The sequence below is a fragment of the Eikenella sp. genome, assembly GCF_057315495.1.
This window is the reverse complement of record NZ_DBHKXY010000046.1, coordinates 92,402-112,796: the sequence shown is the minus strand read 5'-3', so window position 1 is coordinate 112,796 and position 20,395 is coordinate 92,402. Positions and strand designations below refer to the sequence as shown.

At 49.4% G+C, this 20,395-nt stretch carries 35 protein-coding genes; 21 read left to right on the top strand and 14 right to left on the bottom strand.

Annotation, left to right across the window (positions count from 1 at the left end; genetic code table 11):
• Positions 1-52: 52 nt before the first annotated feature.
• The 12 genes from ACO6EE_RS08605 to ACO6EE_RS08550 all read right to left on the bottom strand — a co-directional run bounded on the left by ACO6EE_RS08605 (position 53) and on the right by ACO6EE_RS08550 (position 6,118).
• Complete coding sequence (locus ACO6EE_RS08605) at positions 53-436, bottom strand: single-stranded DNA-binding protein (RefSeq protein ID WP_485960635.1); 384 nt, start codon at positions 434-436, stop codon at positions 53-55.
• Complete coding sequence (locus tag ACO6EE_RS08600) at positions 433-1,023, bottom strand: Sak single strand annealing protein (RefSeq protein WP_485960634.1); 591 nt, start codon at positions 1,021-1,023, stop codon at positions 433-435. Before ACO6EE_RS08600 ends, ACO6EE_RS08605 begins: the two co-directional genes overlap by 4 nt.
• 259 nt (positions 1,024-1,282) lie before the next feature.
• On the bottom strand, positions 1,283-1,618 hold the full coding sequence (locus tag ACO6EE_RS08595; protein ID WP_485960633.1) for a hypothetical protein: 336 nt from the start codon (positions 1,616-1,618) through the stop codon (positions 1,283-1,285).
• A gap of 2 nt (positions 1,619-1,620) precedes the next feature.
• The gene (locus tag ACO6EE_RS08590) at positions 1,621-1,923 is read right to left on the bottom strand and encodes a hypothetical protein (RefSeq protein WP_485960632.1); all 303 of its coding nucleotides are present in this window, start codon (positions 1,921-1,923) and stop codon (positions 1,621-1,623) included.
• Positions 1,923-2,165: a hypothetical protein gene (locus ACO6EE_RS08585; protein ID WP_485960631.1), complete on the bottom strand. Its 243-nt coding sequence runs from the start codon at positions 2,163-2,165 to the stop codon at positions 1,923-1,925. The genes ACO6EE_RS08590 and ACO6EE_RS08585 overlap by 1 nt, the downstream gene beginning before the upstream one ends.
• A 140-nt stretch (positions 2,166-2,305) precedes the next feature.
• On the bottom strand, positions 2,306-2,563 hold the full coding sequence (locus ACO6EE_RS08580; protein ID WP_485960630.1) for a hypothetical protein: 258 nt from the start codon (positions 2,561-2,563) through the stop codon (positions 2,306-2,308).
• A 48-nt stretch (positions 2,564-2,611) separates the two neighbouring features.
• Entirely contained in the window at positions 2,612-2,854 is a 243-nt protein-coding gene (locus tag ACO6EE_RS08575; protein ID WP_485960629.1) for a hypothetical protein, read from the bottom strand.
• An 11-nt stretch (positions 2,855-2,865) separates the two neighbouring features.
• Entirely contained in the window at positions 2,866-3,177 is a 312-nt protein-coding gene (locus ACO6EE_RS08570; protein ID WP_485960628.1) for a hypothetical protein, read from the bottom strand.
• Between the two features lie 409 nt (positions 3,178-3,586).
• The gene (locus ACO6EE_RS08565; RefSeq protein ID WP_485960627.1) at positions 3,587-4,327 is read right to left on the bottom strand and encodes a hypothetical protein; all 741 of its coding nucleotides are present in this window, start codon (positions 4,325-4,327) and stop codon (positions 3,587-3,589) included.
• Positions 4,328-4,350: 23 nt separating this feature from the next.
• Entirely contained in the window at positions 4,351-4,866 is a 516-nt protein-coding gene (locus ACO6EE_RS08560; protein ID WP_485960626.1) for a hypothetical protein, read from the bottom strand.
• A 17-nt stretch (positions 4,867-4,883) separates the two neighbouring features.
• Entirely contained in the window at positions 4,884-5,309 is a 426-nt protein-coding gene (locus ACO6EE_RS08555) for a hypothetical protein (protein WP_485960656.1), read from the bottom strand.
• Positions 5,310-5,410: 101 nt separating this feature from the next.
• Positions 5,411-6,118 carry a LexA family transcriptional regulator gene (locus tag ACO6EE_RS08550; RefSeq protein WP_485960625.1) on the bottom strand — a complete coding sequence of 236 codons (708 nt, stop codon included), beginning with the start codon at positions 6,116-6,118 and terminating at the stop codon, positions 5,411-5,413.
• Between the two features lie 114 nt (positions 6,119-6,232).
• On the opposite strand from ACO6EE_RS08550, the gene ACO6EE_RS08545 reads away from it, so the two are divergent.
• Together ACO6EE_RS08545 and ACO6EE_RS08540 are read left to right on the top strand one after the other, a co-directional pair.
• A complete protein-coding gene (locus ACO6EE_RS08545) occupies positions 6,233-6,454 on the top strand; it encodes a transcriptional regulator (protein WP_064087627.1) in 222 nt (73 codons plus the stop codon).
• A gap of 3 nt (positions 6,455-6,457) precedes the next feature.
• Positions 6,458-6,748, top strand: a complete 291-nt coding sequence (locus ACO6EE_RS08540; RefSeq protein ID WP_485960624.1) for a CII family transcriptional regulator — start codon at positions 6,458-6,460, stop codon at positions 6,746-6,748.
• Between the two features lie 13 nt (positions 6,749-6,761).
• On the opposite strand, the gene ACO6EE_RS08535 is transcribed toward ACO6EE_RS08540, so the two are convergent.
• Positions 6,762-7,217: a hypothetical protein gene (locus ACO6EE_RS08535; protein ID WP_485960623.1), complete on the bottom strand. Its 456-nt coding sequence runs from the start codon at positions 7,215-7,217 to the stop codon at positions 6,762-6,764.
• 179 nt (positions 7,218-7,396) lie between these two features.
• Here ACO6EE_RS08535 and ACO6EE_RS08530 point away from each other — a divergent pair, with 179 nt between their 5' ends.
• The 12 genes from ACO6EE_RS08530 to ACO6EE_RS08475 are packed head-to-tail and all read left to right on the top strand — an operon-like array spanning position 7,397 to position 13,948.
• Entirely contained in the window at positions 7,397-7,708 is a 312-nt protein-coding gene (locus ACO6EE_RS08530; RefSeq protein ID WP_485960622.1) for a hypothetical protein, read from the top strand.
• A complete protein-coding gene (locus ACO6EE_RS08525) occupies positions 7,705-8,685 on the top strand; it encodes a replication protein (RefSeq protein WP_485960621.1) in 981 nt (326 codons plus the stop codon). Before ACO6EE_RS08530 ends, ACO6EE_RS08525 begins: the two co-directional genes overlap by 4 nt.
• A 1-nt stretch (position 8,686) precedes the next feature.
• Entirely contained in the window at positions 8,687-10,084 is a 1,398-nt protein-coding gene (locus ACO6EE_RS08520; protein WP_485960620.1) for a replicative DNA helicase, read from the top strand.
• On the top strand, positions 10,081-10,317 hold the full coding sequence (locus ACO6EE_RS08515; RefSeq protein ID WP_485960619.1) for a hypothetical protein: 237 nt from the start codon (positions 10,081-10,083) through the stop codon (positions 10,315-10,317). Before ACO6EE_RS08520 ends, ACO6EE_RS08515 begins: the two co-directional genes overlap by 4 nt.
• On the top strand, positions 10,304-10,858 hold the full coding sequence (locus ACO6EE_RS08510; protein WP_485960618.1) for a recombination protein NinG: 555 nt from the start codon (positions 10,304-10,306) through the stop codon (positions 10,856-10,858). Before ACO6EE_RS08515 ends, ACO6EE_RS08510 begins: the two co-directional genes overlap by 14 nt.
• Positions 10,855-11,265, top strand: a complete 411-nt coding sequence (locus ACO6EE_RS08505) for a recombination protein NinB (protein WP_485960617.1) — start codon at positions 10,855-10,857, stop codon at positions 11,263-11,265. Before ACO6EE_RS08510 ends, ACO6EE_RS08505 begins: the two co-directional genes overlap by 4 nt.
• Positions 11,262-11,573, top strand: a complete 312-nt coding sequence (locus tag ACO6EE_RS08500) for a hypothetical protein (protein ID WP_485960616.1) — start codon at positions 11,262-11,264, stop codon at positions 11,571-11,573. Before ACO6EE_RS08505 ends, ACO6EE_RS08500 begins: the two co-directional genes overlap by 4 nt.
• On the top strand, positions 11,570-12,037 hold the full coding sequence (locus ACO6EE_RS08495; protein ID WP_485960615.1) for a hypothetical protein: 468 nt from the start codon (positions 11,570-11,572) through the stop codon (positions 12,035-12,037). Before ACO6EE_RS08500 ends, ACO6EE_RS08495 begins: the two co-directional genes overlap by 4 nt.
• Positions 12,034-12,327: a DUF1364 domain-containing protein gene (locus ACO6EE_RS08490; protein ID WP_485960614.1), complete on the top strand. Its 294-nt coding sequence runs from the start codon at positions 12,034-12,036 to the stop codon at positions 12,325-12,327. Before ACO6EE_RS08495 ends, ACO6EE_RS08490 begins: the two co-directional genes overlap by 4 nt.
• Complete coding sequence (locus tag ACO6EE_RS08485; protein ID WP_485960613.1) at positions 12,327-12,482, top strand: hypothetical protein; 156 nt, start codon at positions 12,327-12,329, stop codon at positions 12,480-12,482. The genes ACO6EE_RS08490 and ACO6EE_RS08485 overlap by 1 nt, the downstream gene beginning before the upstream one ends.
• Before the next feature lies 1 nt (position 12,483).
• Positions 12,484-12,891, top strand: coding sequence for a hypothetical protein (locus ACO6EE_RS08480; protein WP_485960612.1), 408 nt, complete (start codon positions 12,484-12,486; stop codon positions 12,889-12,891).
• Between the two features lie 52 nt (positions 12,892-12,943).
• The gene (locus ACO6EE_RS08475) at positions 12,944-13,948 is read left to right on the top strand and encodes a hypothetical protein (RefSeq protein WP_153717168.1); all 1,005 of its coding nucleotides are present in this window, start codon (positions 12,944-12,946) and stop codon (positions 13,946-13,948) included.
• Positions 13,949-14,008: 60 nt separating this feature from the next.
• Here the strand turns inward: ACO6EE_RS08475 and ACO6EE_RS08470 are convergent, their stop codons facing one another.
• Positions 14,009-15,049 (bottom strand): P63C domain-containing protein, encoded by a 1,041-nt coding sequence (locus tag ACO6EE_RS08470; RefSeq protein WP_485960610.1) that lies wholly within the window; start codon positions 15,047-15,049, stop codon positions 14,009-14,011.
• 329 nt (positions 15,050-15,378) lie between these two features.
• Between ACO6EE_RS08470 and ACO6EE_RS08465 the strand changes: the two genes are divergently transcribed.
• The 7 genes from ACO6EE_RS08465 to ACO6EE_RS08435 all read left to right on the top strand — a co-directional run bounded on the left by ACO6EE_RS08465 (position 15,379) and on the right by ACO6EE_RS08435 (position 20,394).
• The gene (locus tag ACO6EE_RS08465) at positions 15,379-16,098 is read left to right on the top strand and encodes a KilA-N domain-containing protein (protein WP_485960609.1); all 720 of its coding nucleotides are present in this window, start codon (positions 15,379-15,381) and stop codon (positions 16,096-16,098) included.
• 139 nt (positions 16,099-16,237) lie between these two features.
• Complete coding sequence (locus ACO6EE_RS08460) at positions 16,238-17,167, top strand: BstA C-terminal domain-containing protein (RefSeq protein WP_485960607.1); 930 nt, start codon at positions 16,238-16,240, stop codon at positions 17,165-17,167.
• Positions 17,168-17,387: 220 nt separating this feature from the next.
• The gene (locus ACO6EE_RS08455) at positions 17,388-17,714 is read left to right on the top strand and encodes a hypothetical protein (protein ID WP_485960605.1); all 327 of its coding nucleotides are present in this window, start codon (positions 17,388-17,390) and stop codon (positions 17,712-17,714) included.
• On the top strand, positions 17,711-18,073 hold the full coding sequence (locus ACO6EE_RS08450; protein ID WP_485960603.1) for a helix-turn-helix domain-containing protein: 363 nt from the start codon (positions 17,711-17,713) through the stop codon (positions 18,071-18,073). The genes ACO6EE_RS08455 and ACO6EE_RS08450 overlap by 4 nt, the downstream gene beginning before the upstream one ends.
• 1 nt (position 18,074) lies before the next feature.
• Entirely contained in the window at positions 18,075-18,482 is a 408-nt protein-coding gene (locus ACO6EE_RS08445; protein ID WP_485960601.1) for a hypothetical protein, read from the top strand.
• Positions 18,483-18,797: 315 nt separating this feature from the next.
• Positions 18,798-19,193: a hypothetical protein gene (locus ACO6EE_RS08440; RefSeq protein ID WP_485960600.1), complete on the top strand. Its 396-nt coding sequence runs from the start codon at positions 18,798-18,800 to the stop codon at positions 19,191-19,193.
• Complete coding sequence (locus tag ACO6EE_RS08435; RefSeq protein WP_485960599.1) at positions 19,177-20,394, top strand: PBSX family phage terminase large subunit; 1,218 nt, start codon at positions 19,177-19,179, stop codon at positions 20,392-20,394. The genes ACO6EE_RS08440 and ACO6EE_RS08435 overlap by 17 nt, the downstream gene beginning before the upstream one ends.
• Position 20,395: the final 1 nt, after the last annotated feature.

Sequence of the window (20,395 nt, the reverse complement as noted above, 5' to 3'; positions counted from 1 at the left end):
GGGTTCTCCAAAGAAAAAGCCCTGCTTGTAAACAGGGCTGTGCTTCTGTTATTTAATAAGGCACATCGTCATCTATATCGCTCTGCTGTGGTGCTGGCGGCTGCCTTGGCTGCGCCTGCTGCCGGTCGGTGCTGCTGCCTTGCAGGGTAATATCGCCGACTATGATTTCTACGCTTTGCCGCTCGATGCCTTGGCGGTCGGTGTATTTGCGGATTTGCAGGCTGCCAAATACGGTAGCCGCGCCGCCCTTCCTGATATAAGGGGCAAGCTTTTCGGCGCGATTGCCGAATAGTTGGCAGTTGAAAAACTGCGCCTGCTCTTCGCCGTTCATATAGACGTTTTCGGCGATGCCGAATGATAGGATGTGATGCCCGTTTTTAGTGGTACGGATTTCGCCGTCTTTTGTGAAACGGCCTGCTACTGCAATGGCGCTCATGCTGCCTCCTGTTCTGCTTCAAAATCTGCTTTGCGGTGGTCGTAAATGTCTTTGATGATGGGCTGCTGCTCTTTGGTGGCGGCTGTCCAAGCATGGCCGAAGATGGCCTTTAGGTTGTCTAGGTTAGCTGCTTGCTGCAGGGCGCGGGTGGTCTCTTCAATATTTATGCCTTGGTGCGGCGCGGCCGGCTTTTCTGCTTCCGGCAAATCCTCGCCTGCGTAGATGTATAAGCCAAGGCCAAACATGGCGATGCACTTAACCAAACAACGCATTTTGTTTTTATTGATGATGAAGGCATCCGGGTGTTTGACTGCGTTGTTTTTGTGGTTGATAACGGGCAGCCACATATAGCGGGTTAGGCTGTTTTCGCCGTCTGAAACAGTTACGCTTACACTGACTTCTACGCTGCCATCAGCAAATGTTTTTTCCGGGTGGATTTCATAGCTGCTTTGCGGGTAGTATTCCATCAGCACTTGCCATGCCCATGCCCATGATAGATAGGTTAGGTTCTGTTTCTTTTCGGTTTGCTCGTTCACATTGACTGCGGCTAATGTTTTCCATACTTGGGCGGGGAATTCTTTTTTCATTTTCATACTCCTGTTGGTGTAGTTGCTGCAAAACCTGCGTGTAATACATCAGCTGGTCGCACATGATTTACTCCTGGAATAAATGGCGTTCAGGTGGTTTGGCTGGGGTCGTAGTGATAACTGGTTGCTCCAAAGTGGCATGACAACGCTGGCAGGTTGGGGTTGGAGGGATGATGCCGCCCCATACATCAGGGATAACTACTTTGCCGCCACATTGGCTACACGTTCCGATTACGCGATACATGATTTGCTCCTGTGGTTATTGGATAGTCGGCGGTACTGCATCGGATAAGCCAAGCTCGATTGCTTTTTCGCTGGCCTTATCCAGTAGCGAGATGACTGCTGTAACGAATTTTAGAAAGTCATCTGCTTCAGCATCGCCCGCTTCGATTAGTTGCTTGGACTCCTGCACAATCGGCTTAATGAGTTGATAGGTGGGCGGGATGCCTTCGTTGGCAAACAGTTGGCTAAGTTTCCCGTTTGGCTCGGTTTCGTAAATGTGTATGGCAGCAGCGGCAAGGCCGGCAACCATGCCCAGAATGTCGCCCGCGCTGATGGGGTGTTGCTTTGCAATTAACTCTTGGCTTTTACTCATTTCTAATCTTTCCGTTTGTTCCCTGTCCGCTTGATGGCGGCGGGAAGGTGGTTTAAATTGCGCCGCCCGGCTTCGATGCGCTCGCTCATCTGTTGGTAAAATTTGTTCTGACAATCGGTAATGGCGGCGGTCTCGGTGATGGGGAATATCTCTTCCTCGTACACATCTATACCGCCTAGCCTGGTTCGATAGACTGTCCATGCTCGCCATTCATTCGGCAGCAAGCCGGTAATTCTGCGGCGGTTCTCTATGCTTACGGTTACCTTGCCTTTTTGCGGCTTGTTGTATCGGGTAATAACTTGCATTACCTTCCCTCCGGCTCATAAACAACCCCGCGCATAATCTGCGCGTCATCCATCTCTTGGTATTGCCGCGCCAGTTCGGAGGCCTCTTGTGAGGCTTGGCGGTCTAGTTTGGCCACCCGTTCGGCGGCGGCCTCTGTTTGGGTTGTCTGTAAATACTGGTCTTGGCTGTCTAGGGTTGGCATGGCGGTAAAGGCCACGCCCATAAAAATAGCCGCTATCCAAGCGGCGATGCGGGTTTTCATTTTAAAGCTCCTGTTTGTAGTGGTGCAGGCGCGCGGTAGTTAGAGGGGGGATTGCCCTTACAAGGAGTTCAACCGCCGCCTGCTGCCGGTGTTTTGCCCCACCGCCGGCTGGGGGTCTGTTGCCGCTTTACTGCGTGGCCTTAAGAAAATGCCATGTACTGCTTTTGCGTTCCGCCCAACGCGCTCACTACGCGCTGTTTTGCTTGGTTTAGGCATTTGTCTGCATCTTCGCCGGCTCTCTTCGCGGCATTGAATTGGCGCTCGATATGGCCGCGAACATTCTCAAAATCCCCAATCCTGTAGTAGTCGTGCTGGTCGATGTAGTCTTGTTTGTGCTCGTCAAGCACATACAGCACTTGCATAATTGTCCATGCTGTTTTTAACTCCCCGATTCTCATGATGATTCCTTTCTGATTTCAGATAGCCAGCCCACCGGCTGGCTGTGGCTATTGGTTGGCTGCCAAGCTGATGAACTGTTGGTCACGCTCGCGCCGTTCTTCCTCTTGTTCTTCCTCTTCCTCGCGGATGAGGTCGCTGGCTTTGTCCATCATGTGCTTGATGATTGCAGCCTGTACCTCCGGGCTTAGCCTGTCTATGATTTCATCCAGCGTTGTGCCTTGGATAAGGTTTATGCTGCGCTGCAGCACCTTAACGGTGCGGCCGCGCTTCCAATCTGTATTGCTTTGCATGATGTTCTCCGTTAATTAGCGGTAAGGGCAGCTACGCACTCTTCCCACGTTGGCATGGGGATGTCGAGCGGCAGGCGCTCTTCGCCGCGCTCAAGCAGAAACCAGTCGATATGGTCTGCCCATGTGGCTTGGTCGTTGAGGCCGTAGTTTTCTTCACCGTCCGCAACAGATACCTCTGCCCATTCGCGGATGATGGCGCGGCGGTATTCTTTCTCCAGCCGTATGGCTTCAGCTTCCCGCCTGCTCTCTTCGTTTTGCTCGGCGCTGATACGGTCTAGATAATTACCCAGCATGCCGGCATAGTTTGGTTGGATGGTGTACATGATTGCTCTCTCCTTCAATCACAGTGAATGTTTAATAAAACCATCTCTTTGAAATGGTTACGTTAAACATTCACTTACCGTTGATAAGGGCGGTGGCTTCCTGGCCTGTCTATCTCTTGCCCTTGTTCCCCTCCGGCCTGACTGCTGCTCCTTGAGGGTGGCGGTAAGCGGTGTTTTGCTTCGTTGGTGTGTATTATAGCAATGCTAAATAATAAAGCAATAGCAAAGCTAGCTTTTATGCTAAATATTTTGCTAAATTCTTATATAGCTTTGATTATGCGTTGAATTTATTTTTTGCAGGCACCAAAAAAGCCGCACATGGCGGCAACAGTCAGCTACTGGTTTACAGTTGGATGCGGTTTGACGGGCAAAAGAGAAGCCCGCGCGGGGCGGGCTGTGCTGTGATGGGTTAAACGGCGAGAGATTTCGCCCATTTATGTGATGCCTCTAGCGTTCTAATACTGGCTACATCTGCCAAAAATGATGCTGCACGGTCAAATTCTTGATTATTAGCCGGATATTCCATAATTACCACTCGGCGGTCTAAATCATCTATATTTTTCACATCATACAGCCTGCCGTGAGTTTGATAGATGGTAGCCCAGTCTATTTTTTCATCATTCAAAGCAATAGTACTTATCAAGGTGTGGCTACCGTCTTTTGCTTCCACTGCAAACGGAAATTTTATGGTATGCCCGCTTGCGCCGGTGATCGCCCAGTCAGTCTTCACTTTATCGGCTTGTAAGTAGTTGCGTAACACCTTGCCAACCATTGCTTTAAAGCGGATGGTATTAAATTTAGGCAGCCAGCGTTGATAACGGAATGAAAGAGATAGCGCTAGTTTCGCAGCATCAAATAAAGCAAACTGTAAATCTTCATTTTTCCCAGCAGCCCAAATTTCGCCATCCTCGTTAAACTGGGCAAATTTAACCCCATGAGTTTGATTAAGCTGATTAACTTTTCCTTTGCCAAACTTAATTCCGAAGCTATCTGCTAGCATGATATGCTCGGCGAAATCGGTTAAAAAAAAGCTATCTTCAGTCGGGAACAGTACGGTAAACGTGATGCGCGCGCCATCCTCGCCAAAATTAAACGGCGATGCCAAGGTAAGCGCGTTGCTGCTTGTCTGCACCGGCTCCCATGTGGTCATGTTTTGTACTGTTTCTAAAGGCATCATAACGGAAAGCTCAATTGTTCTGCCGGTGGTCGTGCTATACCTCCGGGGATGGTGGTATTTACTGCCGATACGAATGCATGGATTATCGTTTCCACGTCATGGTTCGTCAAGGTAAGCGGCTCTGCGTATCCATAGCCTTGCTCTGTCCAAATATGCTGGTGCAAACCGATAATGCTTTGGCGATAGTACGGCCTCCCCTCCCCAACTTGGTTAACGTGCGGGCGGCCTGCATCGTAGTCATAAGCAAAAATACGATTGTTTGCTGCATATAGTCCGCTAGCGATATTAGCACTTCGAATAACAGCTACCCCACCTTTCATCTGCTGATATTCACCACGGAAACGAAAACGCAAAAAGAGATCTTCTCTAACTTCATCATCTATTCTTAATGCGCTATCGAACATAAAACGACTTGGATTATATCCGCCGATTTTAACCTGCCATGTCATTGGCAAAATTGCGGCCTTTGGCATTGCTATTAATGCTTGCGCCTCTGTAACCGTTATGGTCATTATGTCTCCATGCAAATTTAATTCACAGGTTTATACGCCACATCAATCGTAAACTTTGTTTTTCTTAGCTTCTGGTTTATCAAATATATTTCATGCCATGCCTTGCTTAGATAACGCTGCCGCAGCATCGGGATTTTAGATAGCTGGCGTGGCATTGGGATATTTCGTGCACACCACAGCCGCAATAGCGTGGCTTCGTCATCGATTTGGATATGCTTTAAGACTAAGCCGCTTGAGCCAACGGGCAATAGATACCTTGGATCTGGGTTAGCAAAATGCTTACCAGAGCCATCAAAGTCATACAGCACATTTGGCTTAAGGTTTTTGTAATCCTCTTTTCTACGCGGCGCAGATACTTCGCCAAGCCACTCAAAGTACAGTGTTGCCGTTCTGTAGTGTAGTTCGTGAACCTTCAGCTCTCCTTGTACGCCTAGGAAATTCATGCCGGCATCGTAATCCCCTGGCGACCAAGGAGAATCAAACCGTTTATTCTTGAGAATTTCGAAAGTCCTATCGATATTATCGCGCCGCATTAGCAACATTTTTAATCCAACACGCTCCACCAAAACACGCGGCCTATGATTTGAATATCGGCGGCATCTACTTCTTCGTCCGGGTGTTCATCTTCATTGTAGCTATGGATACGGATTCTGTTGCCGGGTAGGCGGTAAAGGATTTTGGTGCGTAGCCAGCCGTCATGATTGATGGCGTAAATCTTGCCGTCCTTAATGTGCTTTTGGCTGGTGTCCACGCCAAGCGTAGCGCCGTCCGGGAATACCGGCTCCATGCTGTTGCCATCGGCAGACACGCACACCACATCTTTAGGGTTGATGCCTTTGCGGCGCAGGCTGGATTCGTGAAAGCGCAGTTTGTAGCCGTTGAAGTCGGCTGCTTCAAATGTGCCTGCCCCGGCTGCCAAGCGCACTTCTTTCAGGAACGGCACTTCACATTCCGCATCATTGAGCGGCGTGCCATCCTGCCATGTTTCGACCACGGCGAATGCAGTCGCGTTTGATTCTATCGGTTTGCCGGGAGAGGCTGACTGATATTTTTCGCCCGTGCCGTCTAAGTATCCCTGTGGCAATCCAAGAGATTTCTCAATATTTAGCGCGGCAGCATCCCCAATGTTGCGATAGCCGTTAAGCCATTGATTAACCTGGGCAGGGGCTTTGCCGATTGCACGGGAAAAGTCAGCTTGGCTGCCGTTAAATTTTTCTTCAATCAGGGCCTTTACCCTTTCTAGCCGTGTCATTTTCTCTTCCATATTAGTAAGTTATCTAAATATACAGCAATGCTTAATTTAGCAAGGCTACTTTTTCTATTTAGCTATGCTATAATTTATGCTAAATAGACAGGAGCAAGCTATATGCAACTAAAAGAATACTGCGCGCATGAGCGCGGCCGACAGCGGGCAATCGCTGAAAAAATCGGCATTGCTTACGCATACATGAACCAGATTGTTACCGGCCATCGCCCTATCCCTATTGAATATTGCGCCAGTATTGAACTGGCTACAGACGGGGAAGTAACGCGCCAAGAGATGCGCCCGGATGATTGGCACAAGATTTGGCCGGAATTGGCGGGCTAGGCCATGACTGAATTATCAGTGGAAGTCATCACAAAGGCACACAAGCTGCAAGCTGCTGTTTTGAGAATGCTTGCGGATAAATCACAGCACGAAGTCGCGCTGCTGCTTGGCATGGATGATGCCACCGTGAGCCGCTGGAAGTCTGACGAATGCGGGCTAATGCGGTCGGCGCTAATGATTGCGGCCTGTGGCGGCAAGGTGGTGGCTGAAGATGCTGTGGTTGTGAATGCCGAAGAATACCGGCTGATGTGCCGCATCTCGGCTGAATACTTCGCCAGCCGCGCGGATAGATAAGAAGGGTACAGGTCTAATAATGAACATTCCCCGTAAGGAATTCGGTACGGCAACGCGGGCACCGGTGCTTAACAACAACGCCAGATGCTCCCGCGTATTGCAGGATAGATTTGATGCCTTCCTGATAGCAGTTTGTACAAAGGTCGTAAACGGGTGCGCCATCGGGCTGCGCTTCCTTCAATCGGTAAGTCAGCGCTCCGAGCGGATGCTGGTGCAGCGCATAACGTTGTTTTTCTGCTTCCCAATCTTTCTGACGAGCAATCTCGCCTTCCAGCTCTGCAATTCGGCTTTTCGCCGCCGCATGCGCTTCTTGGGTGCTGATGAGTTCGGGGTAAATGCTGGAGATGATGCCGTAAAGCTCGGTCGTCTTTTGATGAATTTCCATCTCCGTTTTGGCGTTTTGAAAAGTTTGGAGAACCTCGCCCGCTTGTTTCAGTGCGGCAAAAGCGGAAGCAATGGATGACAACATGGTTTCGTGGTCGGTTGTTGGGGAACAGCCATTTTACCACGGCAGACAAAGCGGACAGACGCTTGGCAGCCCGGACAGACGGGCAAAAGAAAGCCCGCTGAAGCTGGCGGGCAAAGGAATATTAACAGAATATAAGGAGGCTTAATTATGACAAATAAAACAACACAAAGCAAGGCCGAATGGTTTTGGACGCAGCTGCTGACGGTATCGCTGAAATTAGGGCTGCCGCTGTCATGGTGCAATTTTTGCAGCCGCAAGATGTGTGCGGCTGTTGGAGCCAGAAAATGAAACAACGTATTGAGGATTTGCTGCGTGAGCGGCGGATTAAGCGGATTGGGCGGCGGTTGGTTGCTGCACATCGAGCCAAGGCCGGCAATGTGCGCCAGCTGCTCGACCTGCTCAAAGCAGAGATTGCCAATCGTTCGCCGCAGCAGATTGCGCGAATGATACGCCGCAAGGAAGAAGCGATACGCCGGGAGGGTTGGTTATGAGTACGGCCAAGATTATCAAATTTGAGCGGCGGGATACGCCGCCTGCCGAGGTTAAACGTATGGACAGCGGATTTATCCAAATTCCAAATGACGTGTTTAGGACTGCCAGGCGTGTACTGAAGGGCAATGATTACAAAGTAGCCTGCGAAGTGATGGACAAAACATACGGCTACAACAAGACCGAAGATGATATGACCATACAGCAGATTGCTGATGGCTTAGGTATCGACAGAGGTAATGTGAGCCGCGCCTATAACCGGCTAGTAAAGATGGGCGTGATTTATTCGCGCAAGGGTAAATTTGGCTTCATTACGGGCTTTAATCCGGTAGAAAAATGGGCATGTGAAATTAACACGACCGTGTCAAATTCACACGGTAAAAATAACACGACCGTGTCAAAACAACACGCTTCACCGTGTCAAATTAACACACACAATATACAACTACCAAAATACATAAATATATATTCGTCAACGCAAGACGAAAACGCGGATGCTGAACATCAGACTTTTGCCATCGCTGACGCAATGGCTACCGAAAGCGCGGGAGAGGATGCGGATTGTCCAACCCGCCTACCTGAAGGCAAGAAATCCAAACAGGCTGCCGACAACCGCAAACGCTTCGAGGCGATTGCTGGCGAATTCAATCGGGTGTTTGCTGATTGCCAAGGAGTGCGCAAGGTAAACCTTGATGCCACCCAAACCAATGCCAAGCGGATGCGCTTAATCCCGAAAGCTTGGGCGATTGCCAAGCAGCGTATTGCGGCATGGGCAGACGATAACGGCCTGATTGAAGGCGAAACACCAAGCGGCAAGCATTGCGTTGAGTGGTTTGGTTTGTACTTCGAGCAATGCCGACAAGACCCGTTTATCACTGGAGAAGGCGGGCGGAGTAAAGGGCATGAGAACTGGAAGCCCGGATTTGAATATCTGCTGCGGGCGGAAGTGATGGAAGCCCGGGTATTGGAGGGAGCTTGAAATGGACGAGCTGAATATGGATTGCTTGCACAGCGACGAATCAGAAGCCGAAGTAATCGGCGGCATCATCTGCCGTGGCCGCCAAGCTTTGGACGAAGTGCCGGAGCTGAAACCGGAGCATTTCTACAATTTCAGACTGGCTGCCGCTTTCCGTGCTGCTCAAGCTTTGGCCGAAGTTGGGCAAGACCCGAATCTAGTAACGATTGAAGATTGGATACGAGCCAATCAGCCGGAAGCATTCGACCCTGAATTGCTGATGTTCGTCCACGGTAATACCGGCTACGGCAGGGTAGCACATTGCGCGGCATCAATCATCGAACGCTACCGCGCCCGTGAAGCTTACCGGCAGGCGCAGGAATTTGCCGGCCAGCTGATGGCCAGCCGTGGCTATGGCGCGAATGAAGCGATTGCCAACTTTGCCCGCCAACTGGATGAGATGGCGCTTTCGACTGAAGACAACGAAGCCACCTTCGACACGTTGGAACTGATGCGCATCGGCATCCAAGAGTTTGACCGCCGCTACCGCAATCAAGGCGCATTGGTTGGTTTGGAAACCGGCCTGCGTAGTTTGGACGAGCTGATGATGGGCTTGCAGAAAGGCAGCTTGTACATCATGGCCGGCCGCCCCGGCATGGGTAAAACAGCGGTCAGCATGACGATTGCGGAAAACATTGCCGACCGCTATCAGGATGGTGCGGTGCTGGTGTTTAACTTGGAGATGAGCAAGGAGCAGCTGGCATTACGCGCTTTGGCTTCGGTGGCGGAAGTGAGCCTGAAAGATTTGCAGAGAGGCAGCGATGACAGCGGGCAGAACTGGACAAAACTCAATAACGGGCTGGGCAAATCCATGGGGCGCAAGATGTTCACGGACGTGCGGGCAACGCTTTCCATTGCCCAAATCCGCGCCAAAGCCCGCCAAATCAAAAACAAGCACGGCTTGAATTTGGTGGTGATTGATTACCTGCAACTGATTGACGAGAGCGGGCGCAAGTTCAAGGACGACACCGCCCGCGTAACTTGGCTTTCCCGCCAATGCAAGATTTTGGCAAAAGAGCTGGATGTGCCGCTGATTGTGCTGTCCCAACTTTCCCGCGAATGTGAGAAGCGTTCTGACAAGCGCCCGACTTTGAGCGACCTGCGCGATTCCGGCGCGATTGAGCAGGATGCGGATGCCGTGATTTTCAACTACCGCCACGGCTACTACACCAAAGACAACACCGATGACATGCTGGAGCTGATTGTGGCCAAGCAGCGCATGGGCGAAACCGGCACCGCCTATGCCTGCTTCCAAGGGGCGTTCAGCCGGGCGGTGGATGTGGCCGATGAGTATGTGGATGCGATTTGGCGCAAACGTAATCCGCCGCCTGTGCAGGGTAAACAAGGCAGGAGGAAGTTATGACGACCTGCCTGTCCTGCCGCCACTGGCAATTCAGCGTGACCGGCCATGACCGCACACGCAAGCCGGGCTGGCTGATTGCACACGGTATGGCGGCTTGTGAACACGGCGAAACCTACCGCGCCTATCCCGCCCGCCACGAATGCCACAACGGCAAACATGAAAGGCTACCTGAAAACGATATTGCGAAACGTGCTGATTGGTTAAAGAGGAGGAAACAGGATGGCCAAGCGTAAATGCAAAGTATGCGGCATGGTGTTTGAGAAGCAGCGACCGTTGCAGTTTGTCTGCTCCCCAGCCTGCGGGATTGAGTATCAGCGCGAGCAGAAGCGCAAGGCGGCCATCAAGTCGGAGCGTGAAGCCAAGCGCAAGGAACGGGCAAGAACCAAGGCTCTACGGCACAAGCTGGAAACGATACCGGAACTGACCAAGAAGGCGCAGGCGGCGTTCAACCGCTACATCCGGCTACGGGATAGGGGCAAGCCTTGCATCAGCTGTGGTACGCCGTGGAAAGAGAACTTTCAAGCCTGCCACTATGTGCCGGCGGGCAGGAGCAACAAGCTGCGCTTTGACGAAGACAATGTGCATGGCGGCTGTGTGCGCTGCAATCTGTACGAGAGCGGCAATATCCGGGGCTACCGGCAGGGCTTGATTGAACGCATCGGCGCGGAACGGGTGGAGGAGTTGGATGCCGACCATGAAGCGCGGAAGTGGACGAAAGAGGATCTGCGCGAACTGGCGGCGGCGTACCGCAGGAAGGCGAGGGAGATTGAATGACGCAAAAGTTTAAGCGCTTCATCACACGGGATAACAAGCGGGATGTGATGCGGCTGGCGTATGAGGTGGCGGGAGCGCTGCTTCAGGTGCATGACAAAGCAGTCGTGGAGGTACGGGAGAAAACCCGCACGGATGAGCAGAACGCGAAGCTGCATGCGATGCTGGGGGATATTGCGAAACAGAAAACCTTTAACGGCCAAAAACTCTCAATCGAGCAATGGAAGATGATTTTTGTGTCGGGGCATCGGATTGCCACCGGCGGCACGGCTGAAATGGCAATCGGCTTGGAGGGCGAAGTCATCAACCTGCGGGAGAGTACGGCGCGGATGGGAGTACGCAGGCTGGCGAGTTTGATTGAGTATATCCAGGCTTGGGCGGCGGGTAATGAGGTGGAGTTTGGAAGATGAAAAAAACCAACTGGATTACCGGCGGCACAATCAGTCTGTGGCTGGTTGCCGCCCACTTCAATCAGACCGCCCGCGAATCAGTGCATTACTTCCTTTGGGTGCTCAACGTTGCTGCCTTGCTCGTGCTTCTGTTTTCCAAAGATTTGCAACAAGAAACTAAGGCTAAAGGCTTCCAACCCAGCGTTCTGTTTGATGCCGCATTCACTATTGCCAGTATTTTCTACGGCTGGCCGGCGCTGGCGGCGGTGCAGGCGTTCAATACGCTTATCGCACTGAGCTTGATGTTCAATAAGGAGACGTCCAAATGACTGAACAATTAATTGAAGTTCTGATTGAAAAATTTAGAGACAAGAAAGACCGTGGCGGGCATCCGTACATAGAACACATATTCCGAGTGGCTGAGGAAGCTGAAGCCTTGCAAGTCGGCTCATATATAACCGGTCTGATACATGACGCATTGGAAGATACCGATCTAACCGCAGATGATTTATTCCTGCTCGGAGTTAGAAATGCCGACATTAATCGCGTAAGCGTGCTGACAAGAAAGCCTGATGATGTTTATGAACACTATATCAACCGCATCAAAAAATATGCCAAGCAATATAACGACAAAATCATCCTGGCTGTAAAAATAGCCGACCTCAACGACAATCTGAATGTGTCCAGACTAAAAGGATTGAACAATCAAGATTTACTACGTTTGCAGCGTTATATGAACGCAAGAAAAAAGTTATCTGCAACATTGAACAATCTGAACAGGAATTCCAAATGAGCAAAATCCGTAAATCCGCGCGCGGCCAAGAGTGCCAAGTCCGCCTACCGGGCATCTGTAATGGCAATCCTGAAACAACCGTACTGGCGCATTACCGCATGGCCGGTGCGTGCGGCATTGGCATCAAGCCACCCGATTTCATGGGCGCGTATGCCTGTAGTGCCTGCCACGACGAAATCGACCGCCGCACCCGCCATTTGGATGCGGAAACCGTCCGCTTGGCCTTCGCCGAAGGCGTAATGCGGACACAGCAAATCCTAGCCGATAAAGGGCTGCTGGAGGCGGCGTAATGGCACAAACCTACAAAGACCCGACCTTTGATGAAGTAGCCCGCCGTGAAGCCCGGCGGCAGCGCAAGGCAAAAATCAGGGCAAGCCGCTGGTATCGAGTAATGAGACGCCGCCGCATCAAGAAACTACTATCCAAACAGATGAACAGGAAATAGCATGAACAATTTAGAGCTGATGATTGATTACGCCCAAGCCTTCGAGTGCCGTTATCGTGATGTTCGCGCCCGCTCGCATTGTTTGAGCATCGAGCACCGCTACCAAGGCGAGCCGCAACCGCAACAGCAGCAAGAGAGGAAAACCGCATATCCATACGGCGAAGATGCCTTTTGGCTTGGCCTTACCGCATGGGGCAAAGTCCCGCAGGCCATGCAAAAGATGATTAAGGTATCGTTCGGTATGGGCGCAAAATCTCAGGCAGACTACGAAGAGCGGCTACAGCAAGCGTTTGCCACCCATGGGGAAAAAGCAGTCCACACCCAAACCGATACTGGCCTGATGCGCTGGCTGGAGGAAATACGCAGGCTGGCAGGGGAAGATTTCGAGCTGTTGTTTGAACGGTTGTAATGGTTTTGTTAAGATTTCGTAATATCCCCCAACTACACAAGAGAGCTAGAAGATGGCGCGTTTAATTAAAGTACTGGCTGGCGACTTCCCTAAATCTCCTGCCGCTTATAATGATAAGTTTATTGCTTTTAATATGAAAACAAAGATTTATCTAATCGATATTGAATCATATAGCGAAGAAAGCGGCGGCGTGATTGAAATCCACCTATTTGATGGTAGGCGGTTACTGATAGAGCAAAATGATGCATTTATCAAAACATTACGTACCGCGTTATTTGATGAACCGCAAGATTTGGAAGTCCGTAGGCAGAACTGGATACAGCGCCAAACATTAGCGAGTGTGGAAGCTAAACAACAAAAAGGCGTAAAAATCAAACCAACAACTCCTACCAAGCCTACCAAGAAAGTGCTTTGGATAATTTTTGCCGTCTTTATGGTTTTTTTGCTTAGTAAGGGGTGTGATGGCGGCGGCTCGTCTGGCGGAGGTAGCCAGCCCAGCCAATCTTCTACTGTCTCTCCAGAATCCAAAATTGCTGCTGGTATTTTGGATTTCAAATACACGCAAAAAGACTACCCGAAACTTTACCAGCGTTGGGGCAGAGCAGGCGTTGCGAAAATCAACGAGCTACTGCCACAAGCGGCTTTACTTGTAGCCAGTGAATCCACTTGCGATAGGGTGGAAATCGTAGAGGTTTCTGACAGCAAGAGTAAGCCGCGCAGTCAGATTGTATTCTTCGCCGATTGCGCCAACGGTAAGCGTTTCTATGTTTCCGAGGCTGATATTAAAGGCCAAGCATCTGTTACGGCTGTGCAGGATAAGCAGGTTGATGAAGCCGCTGCTATCAACCTATGTGATGCTGCTATTAAGCGGCAATTAGCAAACCCATCCACATTTAGCGGGCATATTCTTGATACAGGAACATCTATCGGGGCGACGGGGAATATTGTTGTCACCCGTGGCTTTACTGCAAAAAATAACGCTGGCATGGAAATAGAGTACCGCGCACGTTGCGTCATTACCGATACAGATGTAGAAGTCAGTATGGCGATGAAGTAACCAATAATTGGAGCCCCTTGCATTCGCAGGGGCTTTGTTCATGGAGGAGATGACTGCTTTTTACTCGCCTAAATCAAGCGGTATAGTGTTATTTAGTTTGGGATGGACAATATCTAGCATACGGTTGAAGTCATCCTTATCCTTAGCCAACTTCAATAACGTAACGACGGAAGCTAGGTGTTCCTTCAGTTTCGGATGCCCGACATCTTGTGTTAAGAGTTGATGTAGTTTGGCTTTTCTCTCCTGTTTGCTGGCTGCTTTTTTCAACTCAGGCAGTAGCTCTGGAGCAAGACGGGCATATACAGCGTTGTTGGTAATATGCCCGAAGAACTGCGGGAATTGGTTGTTTTTAAGCGGGGGGAAAGGAACGTTATACAACCGGCAAAGCTCTTTATAATATTCCAAAGGGAATGTTTTAACCCAAGGCTGCAGTTCTTTCGCAACGAAAGCCTCAAGGATTTTGGCAAGGGCATTTTTGGCTCGTACGTCTTGATAGCCAGTTGCCTCATCAACAAGAGCAATAATGCCGATATGAGCCAATGCTCGCATTAACAATTCAGCTTTTTGCGCTCGACCTAACTGTTGGCTTTGCAAAATTCCCATATCCCTAGCTTTAAGCCATATCTCACAGACAGATGGCAGAATAGAGGCATCATATCCACTTACTATTTCCTTATCGTCCATGTACTCTATTTTCAGCAGTAGGGCCGATAACGTTTCATCTTCTAAAATCAAAGGTCTAAGTCGTTCTGGAGATAGAAATAACGGCATAGGGGCCACGCCGTCGTTCAACGCTTTTTCGCGGCCTCTTTTTGAAGCGCCAGATGCCATCCCGGCTTTGCCGTAGATAGCTGTCAGGATACCGTTTTCAGTCAAAACGCGCTTTACTTCGCCATTTGGATATTGAATAACGGCACATGGAATCTGAACATCTCCTAATATTAAAGGCAATTTCTTGTGAATCACTTTCGGCATTGCTGCCTTAGCCTGCCTAGCGGCTACCATTTTAGCCGCCTGCTCCTTGCGTTGTTCCGGTGTCATTTTCGCTGCCCTGGCTTTCCCGCCAATAGCACGGCCTGTTGCTGATTGAGTTTTTGACATCGCTGTTCTCCTATTAAAAAGATGTGCAAATTATATATTGCAAGTAATATACTTGCAAATAATAAATTGCTAGTTAAAAAATATCTTGCGCGATGCTGCGGTTTTGTTTATGATGCAGTCTCCTATCTCTAAAGCTGTACCCGACCAGTTGTCGGTATTTTTGTATCTGTACCAAATCCCCAACAGTCTGCTGATTGCTCTCTCCTTCAACAGATTTTCAAGTTTACGGGGGTGCGGGTATCGGCAACGACCCGGCGCATCTTTAGAGCGTAGGACACCCCCACCTATTCAGGTGGTCTCCTAAACCTTAAATCTAAAGGAGTTCAGAAATGAACGCTCAAGTCTCTGTGGCCAATGTGGCTATCCGTCAATTCGACAACCTTTATTCCCTCAACGATTTACACAAAGCAGCAGGCGGCGAAAATCGCCACAAACCTAGCCTTTGGTCGAATAACAATCAAACGCTTGATTTAATTTCGGAAATTGAGAAAGCAGGAATTCCTGCTATCCAAAAGAAACAAGGGCTTGGCACATTCGTAAGTAAAGAGCTGGTGGTTCACTACGGCATGTGGATTTCTCCGGCCTTCTCGCTGAAGGTTATCCGCGCGTTTCTCGATACGCAGGAAGATGTTTCAGGTAGCCCCAAGCTCGAAACCCAAACCACGATAGACGAACGGCGCGGCTTGGTGGATGCAGTCAAGCTGCTGGTCGCCCGCTGCGGTATCGATTATTCGGCAGCCTACCGCATGGTGCATCAGCGCTTCGGCGTGGCGCATATCGACCAAATCGCCGCCCCGCTGCTGCCTGCTGCGGTGGCTTATGTGCATTCGTTGGTTTTGCAAGGCCGCCCGTTGGTTAACGAAGTGGAGCTGGAGACTGTGCCGAAATTGTTCCGCCATCAGGCCAATCTGCCGTTTGATTTGAACGACGAGGGGCGCTTTGATGTAACGGTGCACGATGGGAAAATCTACCGCCACCGTATCACTTACAGCCGGATGAACTTTATCGACGAGCAGATTCCCTGCTTGAGGCATCAGGTTAGTCGCTGATTGGCGCCGGTGGTATGATTTCAACCCAGCCGTCTGTATGGCGGCTGGGTGTTGAAACGTGGAGCGAGTTGGATAATAGTAATTAGGACTGGCTGCGTTATAATGGCGTTTTAGTCCCGGGTAAGAGGTGTTAAAAAACATGGCGATAGATGAGAAAAATACGGATTTAGTCCCACCCCCGTTGCAAGTTCAAACAGAGTTATTTGTAGTGGAGCGCCAAATTGAAATAGATGGCGTTGAAATGGGCGTTCTGGAAAATGGGCTTCCATTCCTTACAGAAAGTGGCCTTGCCCGTATGTGCGGTATAGACAGGAAAGTGTTAAACCGCCTGGCTGCAAATTGGCTGGAAGAGAGGCATAAGCCTAGAGGTAGGGCGATTACACAATTACTCCTGCAGCATGGGTATGAAGAAGACACATTATTTTTAAAGTCTCTCCATAATGGTGTAACGATAAATGCTTATACCGAGCCGGTCTGCCTTGCCTTGCTTGAGTATTATGCTTTTGTTGCTGACGAGCGCCGAATGGAGGCTTTGAATGCATTTAGAAGCCTTGCTAGGACAACTTTTAGGCTGTTTATCTATGAAGCTGTCGGCTACTCGCCGGAGCAACGGCTAATTGATAGCTGGCGGCATTTCCATGACCGCATAGATATGACTTTAGATTCAGTTCCGCTTGGATATTTCAGTGTATTCCGAGAGATTGCATCAATGATTGTTCCAATGATACGTTCTGGCCTAATTATCAGCGATAAAGTTATCCCTGATATATCTGTCGGTAAGGCATGGAGTGCATATTGGCAAGAAAAAGAGATGTCAGCTTTATATGGCGACAGAAAAAAATACGATCACGATTACCCGCTCTATTATCCACAAGCGAAAAGCAACCCGCAGCCATCTTGGTGCTACCCTGATGCTGCATTAGGGGAGTTTAGAAGCTGGTTGAGAACTAACTACATATTGAACAAGTTCCCTAAGTATTTGATTGGGCAAGTTAAAAAAGGGAAACTGCCGCAAGCATCTGCCCAAGTTGCAATTGAGGCGCTCAAACACAAAGCCCTACCGGAATAATATTTCATCCCCAGCCCGCCCCGTGCGGGCTTTTCAGCAGCCTTCGGGCTGCTTTTTTTATTTGGCTTAGGGTATGATGAAACTTGATTTGCTCAGGTGTGTTGTTTGATAAATTTGATGCCTATAGTTTACTTATAAGTGTACAATGAAACCTAAACTGCTATACAATGGCATACGCCCTTTATGCGTACTATGCGAAGATGGGGAAGAAGTATCCAGCTTGGAACGTGAGCTGGATGACTATCAGCAATCCGCTCAAACTGTCCGTCATGTGGCCAGCATCCGGATTATTATGCAGCGTTTCGCTCGCGGTGAGCAGCTGCCATCACAGATGTTTCACAAGGCTGGCAAGATACACGGCATTCAAGTGTATGAGTTTATTAAACAACCGATTCGCATTTATTGTGTAAGCACTCCAAACTTGCAAGGTTGCTTCTTGCTTAGCCACAGTGTGTTGAAAAAATGGCAGAAAACTAAGCCGGCAGATTTGGAAAAGACTTATCGGCAACTACAAAATATGTTGTCCTTGGAGCATTTAGTGCCATGAATAAAATAGAAAATTACGAGCTAATAGAAGCTCAAGAAGAGGTAAAAGTAGATTTCGCCATCATGCTGAATAACCTCTTGGATGAAAAGAAACTCTCCTATACCGACCTAGCCAAACTCACGGGCAAAAGTAAATCTCTTGTTTCTAGGATTATGGGGGGCAGTAATAATCTGACTATCGAGACAATGGTTTCCATGCTATTTGCGCTGGATGAAAGGATTGTGATTTCAACCGAGTCTAAGCTGCAAGCAGAATATGGACGGGTTTTGAATATTACATCCGCCTCCCCTATAACCAACTTATCTAAGCGACAACCTTACCACATCGGAAACTTTAGACCGCTAGCACTGGAAGTATAAGATGAAGATTCAGATACTTGATGTTAAACAGGGTACGTCAAATCGGCAGGTTGCGGAAAAGAGTATTGATATATCAGAAATAACCAGGCGGCTTACCGTTACTCCAGGGAAGCTCTTCTTGAATGAAGAGAATGACCAGATTTTGCTACGTCCTAAAGTGTGGTTTAGGGCGGTTAACGGACAGGAAGAGAATATCTTCTCTATTGAGGCAGAATACATGGTATTCTTCCGTTTGACTGGTATTGGTGAACAAACACCGGAGCAAGTATTAAGTGGTAACCATGCACTAATTGAAAAATTACATAAATACTCTCAAATCGCAGTGGGTGTCCACCTCCAAATGGAATTAAATCTAACCGCAATAGATTCTGGAATGCCTATTTGGGAAGGGGAATACATTGAAGGATAAATGCCCAAGGCTATATACTATGCATTAAGTGGATTGGGGGGTTCCCTGGTCGGCGTCATGGCTCCGGTTACCGGGGCCTTTCGCTTTTGAAATGCAATAAATCAGCAACAGATAACATAGAAACACTTGCATTTCGGTTATCAGGGGCGTATTATTCAATCGTTACCCATGCGGGGGTTTTGCCGTGGGTAAAAGAAACAGAATTCCAGCCCGAGTGCTTTGTTGCATTCGGGCTTTTTGCATTTGCTGGTGTAACTCAAGAGAGGAGCAGCCGCCTTCAGACTGACGGCGCTGTCTGTGGTAAAGGTGGTTTAAATGGCAGGTAAGAAGGGATGCGGAGGGAAGCCGCAAAAGAATCTCACTGCAGAACAAATTGTACAGGTTGAAGCGTTGGCGGCTGTTTTGAGTGTGGAGCAGATTGCAGACTACTTCGGCATTGGTAAAACAACGTTTTATGCGATTATGGAGCGCCAGCCTGAAGTATCAGAACGATATAAAAAAGGGAAGGCAGATGCCATTAGTTCTGTAGCGCAAGGTTTACTACAGCAGGCTCGCGAAGGGAATATGGCCGCTGCAATCTTCTTTTTAAAAACTCAGGCCGGCTGGCGTGAAACCCAAGTGGTGGATAACGTCAGTTCTGATGGCAGCATGACACCAACAACCATTACCCGTATCGTGATTGACCCCAAGCAGAATGAACCTGAGCATTGATACCCCACGCTGGTCTCTCCCTTTGTTGAAGCCATGCCGATACAAAGGAGTGAAAGGCGGGCGCGGTTCGGGTAAATCACATGAACGGGCTGAGTCGCTGGTAGAGCAAGCGATATTGCGCCCCGGCTTAAAGGTGGTATGCATCCGCGAGATTCAGAAATCACTCAAGTTTTCAGCCAAAGCGCTGATTGAAAGTAAAATACAAAAATTCGGGCTTTCGCGCCTATTTGAGATAACGCGCGATGAAATCCGCACCCCGGGCGGCGGCTTGATAATTTTTCAGGGTATGCAAGACCACACCGCCGACAGTATTAAATCATTAGAAGGTTTTGATATTGCATGGGTGGAAGAAGGGCAAAGCTTGTCGCATCGCAGCTTCCAACTACTACGCCCTACTATCCGCGCCCCGGGTAGTGAAATTTGGGTAACGTGGAATCCTGAACAGCCAACAGATGCAGTAGATGCTTTCTTTAACGAAGCGATTGCCAACGGTTCGGATGAAGTGTGCTTGGTTCATGTGAACTACTACGATAACCCGCACTTACCGGATGAGCTGCGCCGGGAAATGGAGTACGACCGCAAATATAACCCGCAGTCGTTCGGCCATGTATGGCTTGGGGAATACAACACCAAAAACGAAGCGCAGATTTTCCGTGGCAAGTATGAAGAAAAAGCCTTCACTCCGCGCGAAGAGTGGGATGGCCCATATTTCGGTTTGGACTTCGGCTTTTCACAAGACCCGACAGCGGCGGTTAAATGCTGGGTGTACGATGGCTGCCTGTATATCGAGCATGATTACGGCAAAATCGGGCTGGAACTGGATGACACCGCGCCGATGATGCGGCAATACCTGCCTGGTATTGAAAAATACGTGGTACGCGCAGACAGCGCACGGCCTGAATCCATCAGCTACCTGAAACGCCACGGCCTGCCCCGTATTACTGGTGTGCAGAAAGGCAAAGGCAGCGTGGAAGATGGTATTGAGTTTATCAAGTCGTTCAAGCGGGTATTCATCCACCCAGATGCGGCGGCCACGCTGCGTGAATTTAAACTGTACAGCTACAAAACGGACAGATTAAGCGGTGATGTGCTGCCTGTGGTGCTGGATGAGAATAACCATTACATCGATGCGGTACGCTATGCGCTAGAACCGCTGATGAAAAACGGCAGTATAGTAAGCCGCTTTAAGGCGTTGAGCTGAT